At 39.1% G+C, this 5,585-nt stretch carries 5 protein-coding genes; all 5 read right to left on the bottom strand.

What is annotated here, in order from left to right:
- Positions 1 to 12 precede the first annotated feature (12 nt).
- The 5 genes from IEX94_RS01550 to rpsO all read right to left on the bottom strand — a co-directional run bounded on the left by IEX94_RS01550 (position 13) and on the right by rpsO (position 5,412).
- Positions 13 to 267 carry a YlmC/YmxH family sporulation protein gene (locus IEX94_RS01550; RefSeq protein WP_188855759.1) on the bottom strand — a complete coding sequence of 85 codons (255 nt, stop codon included), beginning with the start codon at positions 265 to 267 and terminating at the stop codon, positions 13 to 15.
- A gap of 68 nt (positions 268 to 335) precedes the next feature.
- Positions 336 to 1,553 (bottom strand): M16 family metallopeptidase, encoded by a 1,218-nt coding sequence (locus IEX94_RS01545; RefSeq protein WP_156855408.1) that lies wholly within the window; start codon positions 1,551 to 1,553, stop codon positions 336 to 338.
- Positions 1,554 to 1,581: 28 nt separating this feature from the next.
- Positions 1,582 to 2,523 (bottom strand): polysaccharide deacetylase family protein, encoded by a 942-nt coding sequence (locus IEX94_RS01540; RefSeq protein ID WP_188855758.1) that lies wholly within the window; start codon positions 2,521 to 2,523, stop codon positions 1,582 to 1,584.
- 147 nt (positions 2,524 to 2,670) lie between these two features.
- Positions 2,671 to 4,788: a polyribonucleotide nucleotidyltransferase gene (gene pnp, locus IEX94_RS01535; protein ID WP_188855757.1), complete on the bottom strand. Its 2,118-nt coding sequence runs from the start codon at positions 4,786 to 4,788 to the stop codon at positions 2,671 to 2,673.
- A 354-nt stretch (positions 4,789 to 5,142) separates the two neighbouring features.
- On the bottom strand, positions 5,143 to 5,412 hold the full coding sequence (rpsO, locus tag IEX94_RS01530) for a 30S ribosomal protein S15 (protein ID WP_156855411.1): 270 nt from the start codon (positions 5,410 to 5,412) through the stop codon (positions 5,143 to 5,145).
- Positions 5,413 to 5,585 lie beyond the last annotated feature (173 nt).

Below are 5,585 nucleotides of genomic sequence, written 5' to 3'. Positions count from 1 at the left end.
TATCTTGAGATATCAGCCTTTTCCTTCCGTGAAATCCTCAGATTCCACAACAATCATATCTTCTCCAATTACTTTAATGTTTCGCCAACGAATGAGTGATTCATCTTCTTCTTTTTTTAGACCGAACCATTTATAAGACGGAATGATAAATGCTTCAATTTGTCCAGTCTGCTCATTGATCTCCAAATCTGTTTGTCCGAGCACGCCCAACTTAATCCCTTGCTTCACATCAATAATTTCCTTCCCGCTAATATCTCTAAGCCTCATGGATACCCCTCCCTATTCCAGCTTATGCAAGAAAGCAGAAAGTCATGAGAATAATGAGTTGGCAGGCTTCAATTGTTATTTGAAATTATTGCGATTGCTGGTTTTGACTTAAATACATGGTCGATTACGTTACGAACGGAGCTATGCGAAATGGCATCGATTTCTTTAATTATTTCATCTATTGACCGATGTCTTTTTAATAACAATTCATTTCTTCCATTCCTACTCATTCTGCTGCTTGTACTTTCCAAACTAAGCACAAGATTTCCCTTTAATTGTTCCTTACTATTATGTAGTTCTTTATCTGTTATTCCGTTATCAACAAGCTCAGCAATCGTATCATCAATCGTTTCCTGTAACTTTGTCAATTGTTCATTTCCTGTACCGGCATAGATTGTGAGCAGACCATCTTCAAGAAATGAAGCATGATAAGAAAATACAGAATAGGCAAGTCCCTGTGATTCGCGAACATCCTGAAACAAGCGGGAACTCATACTCCCACCTAAGACATTGTTTAATAAAATTAAGCTGTATGTAGATGAATCATTAATTGGTAAGCCTCGGTAACCAAGGCAAAGGTGAGCTTGTTCTGTATCTTTATTCTTTGTGATCGAATCTCCTACAAAAAGAGCTGTCATTTCTTCCTTTTTCTTACCCGGCCGAGTAAAGGAACCAAATCGGTCATCAATCAATTGGACAAATGATTCGTCTGCATTTCCTGCAATTGAAATGACGATATTTTCCGGAGTATACTGTTCATTCATATAGTCTCTTAGCATTGCCGGATGGAATGACTCCAATTGCTTCTCTGAACCTATAATCGGAAAACCCAGTGGGTGATTGCCAAAAGCAGCTTGTGCTAAGAAGTCATGTACAATATCATCTGGCGTATCTTCATACATTTTTATCTCTTCATAAACTACTTTCTTTTCCCGTTCCATCTCTTCTTCATCGAAACTCGAGTCGAAAAACATATCTGCCAGAATTTCTAATGCGAGTTCTTTATGGGTATCAAGAACTTTTGCATAAAAACAAGTATATTCCTTGGAAGTAAAAGCATTGATCTGGCCTCCAATAGAATCAAATGCCTCTGCTATATCACGGGCAGTCCGTGTTTTTGTTCCTTTAAACAGCATGTGTTCAATAAAATGGGATATACCATTATTTTCAACTGTTTCATTACGTGAACCCGTCAACACCCAAATTCCTATCGTGACGGAACGAACAGCAGGAATTGGTTCAAGCACGATACGCAATCCGTTCTTACTCTGATGTTTCTGAATCAATATTGCTCCCCCCTGAAATGATGTCAAATTATCGTTCTGTACTTAAAAGTGTATCTAATCTGCCTAATCGGAAGTCTTTATCCTTAAGGAGCGTGATTAATTCATCTAGCCCTTCAGCAATGACTGGTGTTGGATGCATTAAAATGATTGCACCAGGATGCACGTTATCATTTACTCGATTTATCATAACAGAAACAGATGGTTTCTTCCAATCGATCGTATCTACCGTCCATAAAATTGTCTCCATTCCTTCTTCACTGGCAATCTTAACAACTTCATCTTTAAAACTTCCGCTAGGTGGTGTAAAGTAAGTTGGAGTTTCCCCTGTAATTGCAGTAAGTATTTCATTTGTCTGCTTGATCTGTGTTTCGATTTCCTGATTATTCAGGCGCGCCATATCTGGGTGATTATAAGCATGGTTTCCGACAAGATGACCTTTTTCCACAATCATTTGTACGAGTTCTGGATTCTCCCTCGCCCACTTCCCTTCAATGAAAAAATTTGCTTTCACTTGATGTTCCTGTAACGTGTTTAGGATTGCTGGAATATGCTCACTCCCCCAAGAAACATTAATCATAAATGATACCATTTGTTTTTCGGGATGTCCACGGTAAATTGGCGCTGATTCTAGATCGATTAAATCAATTTCCGGTCGTATTTGATCAAAGATAAGTAGATCCTCTTGAAATACGCCAGCTTTCTTCATCCGCTGGTAGGATTTTTCAACATTTATGTCCCTGCCGTTCCTTCCGGGAGTCTTTTTATAAACGCGGTCAATGTAGGCGTTTTGAGGTGCTTCCTTATATTCTCCTGTTGCTGCTTTTTGCTCGATCTCCAAATACAGTTCGTCCTTTTTTGAGTTCGTAACAGGCACTGCCCCATCAATAAATGGATTATAATCCAATCGAAATGCAGCAAAAAGGATCAGAATGAATACTAGTAGGTTCACATATTTTTTATACTCTCGCATGCCACCGCCCCCCTGCAATCAATATATGCGGCAATAGGACAAGGTATGCGAAACAATAGAAATGGCTATTAAAAAAAGAAACTGAAATAATTACTCAGCTTCTTTTTGTTTTCTAAGTCATTCAGAGTTACTTAACGACTGAATCACTTATTTATTTGCTTTTTCTTCCCGTTCTTTTTCTTCTAATAATACTGCTTTTCTTGACAGATTAATTCGGCCTTGTCGATCAATTTCTTTCACTTTGACTAGGATTTCATCTCCGACTGAAACGACGTCTTCTACTTTATTCGTACGTTCAATTTGCAGTTCGGAAATGTGAACAAGACCATCTTTTCCTTTAAATAATTCAACAAATGCGCCAAACTTCTCAATACGTTTAACAGTACCAAGATACATTTGACCTACTTCTACTTCACGGACAATGTCCTCAATAATTTTCTTCGCCTTTTCATTCATTTGCTGATCGGTTGAAGAAATATAGACACTACCGTCCTGCTCAATGTCGATTTTCACACCAGTTTCATCGATGATTTGATTAATTTGTTTCCCGCTCGGCCCAATTACATCACGGATTTTATCCGGATTAATGTCCATCGTCATGATTTTCGGTGCAAATGGAGATAACTCTGTCTTAGGTTCTGCAATTGTTGCAAGCATGGATTCAAGAATTTGCATCCGTCCTACTTTCGCTTGTTCCATCGCTTCTTCTAATATCTCTCGGGAAAGACCGTCAATTTTAATATCCATCTGTAAAGCAGTAATTCCATTTTCTGTACCGGCAACTTTAAAGTCCATGTCACCAAGTGCATCTTCCATACCTTGAATATCTGTTAAAATCGTATAATCTTCCCCAGATTTGACTAGACCCATCGCAATTCCGGCAACAGGAGCTTTAATTGGGACTCCAGCATCCATTAATGCTAATGTACTTGCACAAATACTCGCCTGCGAGCTTGAACCGTTAGATTCCAATACTTCGGAAACGAGACGGATTGTATATGGGAAATCATTTTCAGATGGAATCACTTTTTCAAGGGCACGTTCACCTAAGGCACCATGACCAATTTCCCTTCTACCCGGCGCGCGGATTGGACCTGTTTCCCCAACACTATATTGCGGGAAGTTATAATGATGCATGAAGCGTTTTGACTCTTCTAAATCAAGCCCGTCCAAGATTTGGACATCGCCGAGTGCACCTAATGTACAGATACTTAAAGCTTGTGTTTGTCCACGTGTAAAGAGCCCTGAACCATGAGTGCGCGGTAAGATGTGGGTGCGACTGGATAATGGTCTGACTTCATCCGGTTTTCTACCATCTGGACGAATTTTCTCCTTCGTAATAAGACGACGCACTTCTTCCTTCACCATGTTTTCTAGAATGTTTTTCACTTGTTTAATGGTATCTGCTTCTGTTTCCTCATCATAAGCAGCAATTACCTCTTCTTTCACGGCTGCAATCGCATCTTCACGCTCATGCTTTTCTTTTACTTGGATTGCTGCAGTAAGCTTATCTTTTGCCTCATGTTCAATTTTTTCCGTAAGCTCTTTGTCAAGCTCAAATAAATTCACTTCGGATTTTTCGATATTCGCTTGAGAAATAATTTCTTCTTGAAATTCAACTAATCGTTTAATTTCTTCGTGACCGAACATGATCGCTTCAAGCATTACTTCTTCAGGAACTTCATCTGCGCCTGCTTCAACCATGTTGACTGCATTTTTCGTTCCTGCCACGGTAAGCTCGATATCACTTTTTTCCTGTTGCTCAATAGTTGGGTTAATAATGAATTCCCCATCAACTCTTCCAACTTGAACACCTGCAATCGGTTCCTGAAATGGGATATTAGAAATAGAAAGCGCAATGGAAGAACCAATCATTGCTGCGATCTCTGAAGAACAGTCTTGATCCACACTCATCACGGTACTGATAACTTGTACCTCATTACGGTAGCCATCAGGGAAAAGTGGTCGAATTGGACGGTCAATTAGACGTGAAGCCAGAATTGCTTTTTCACTTGGTCTTCCTTCCCGCTTAATGAATCCTCCCGGGATTTTTCCAACGGCATACAACCGTTCTTCATAATTTACTGTCAAAGGAAAGAATGGTAAATCTTTCGGCTCCTTTGATCCTGTGGCAACTGCCAGTACAGATGTATCACCATAATGAATCATCGCAGCGCCACCAGCTTGTTTGGCAAGTTCACCTATTTCCACTGTAAACGTGGAACCTGAAATCTCTGTCGAAAAAACTTGTTTTTCATCTGTCATCTAGTTTGGTACTCCTTTCAATACAACATCCTTATCATTAGTATAAGCAATTCTCGCTTGAAGCTATCAGGTAATTCTTTCTTCTAGAATATACGATAGCAGTGGGAGAATCAAACGGTACGTCTAATCAGAAGCGTAATGTCAATAATATCCAGTTATATAAAACAAAACTTCAATCTAGAGGAGTTTTTGTTCTTTTCCCACGGAATTAGCTTTTGTAAATCAGGGTGTCAGCGACCGTTATTTCCTGCTTTTAACCCTTTACCATTTTTGGTCGCGGAAGTCTTAGGGACTGTTACACCATGGTAAAATCTTTAAAAGAAAAAGCAGGATTTCTCCTGCTTTTCTTTAAGCTTATCGACGTAAGCCGAGTTTTTGAATTAAATCGCGGTAACGTATAATATCTTTATTACGTAGGTAGTTTAATAGGTTACGGCGTTTACCGACCATTTTAAACAGACCGCGGCGAGAATGATGGTCCTTCTTATGAACACGAAGGTGTTCATTCAGTAGGTTAATCTCTTCTGTAAGTACAGCAATTTGTACTTCAGGAGATCCTGTGTCCGTATCATGGACTTTAAATTCATTAATAATTTCATTCTTACGTTCTTGTGAAATCGCCATTTGGTCCACCTCCTATAGAATTTGTATAGCCCCAATCCCCTAGCAATCGTCGGAGATACGATTTGCCAAGCGATGGTTTATCTACATTAGTATAGCTTTAACTCCAGATAAAATCAAGTTTTTAATCAATATTTTTTAAAATGAACTACTTTTACTTTCATTCAGCGTAGTGC

Source organism: Oceanobacillus indicireducens, assembly GCF_014647195.1.
GTDB classification, from domain to species: Bacteria; Bacillota; Bacilli; order Bacillales; family Amphibacillaceae; genus Oceanobacillus; species Oceanobacillus indicireducens.
This window is presented reverse-complemented; position numbering and strand designations above follow the sequence as displayed.

Bases quoted from the DNA above. Each gene is read 5' to 3' on its own strand.
- IEX94_RS01550 (WP_188855759.1), bottom strand. From the start codon at position 267: ATGAGGCTTAGAGATATTAGCGGGAAGGAAATTATTGATGTGAAGCAA.
- IEX94_RS01540 (WP_188855758.1), bottom strand. From the start codon at position 2,523: ATGCGAGAGTATAAAAAATATGTGAACCTACTAGTATTCATTCTGATC.
- pnp (WP_188855757.1), bottom strand. From the start codon at position 4,788: ATGACAGATGAAAAACAAGTTTTTTCGACAGAGATTTCAGGTTCCACG.
- rpsO (WP_156855411.1), bottom strand. From the start codon at position 5,412: ATGGCGATTTCACAAGAACGTAAGAATGAAATTATTAATGAATTTAAA.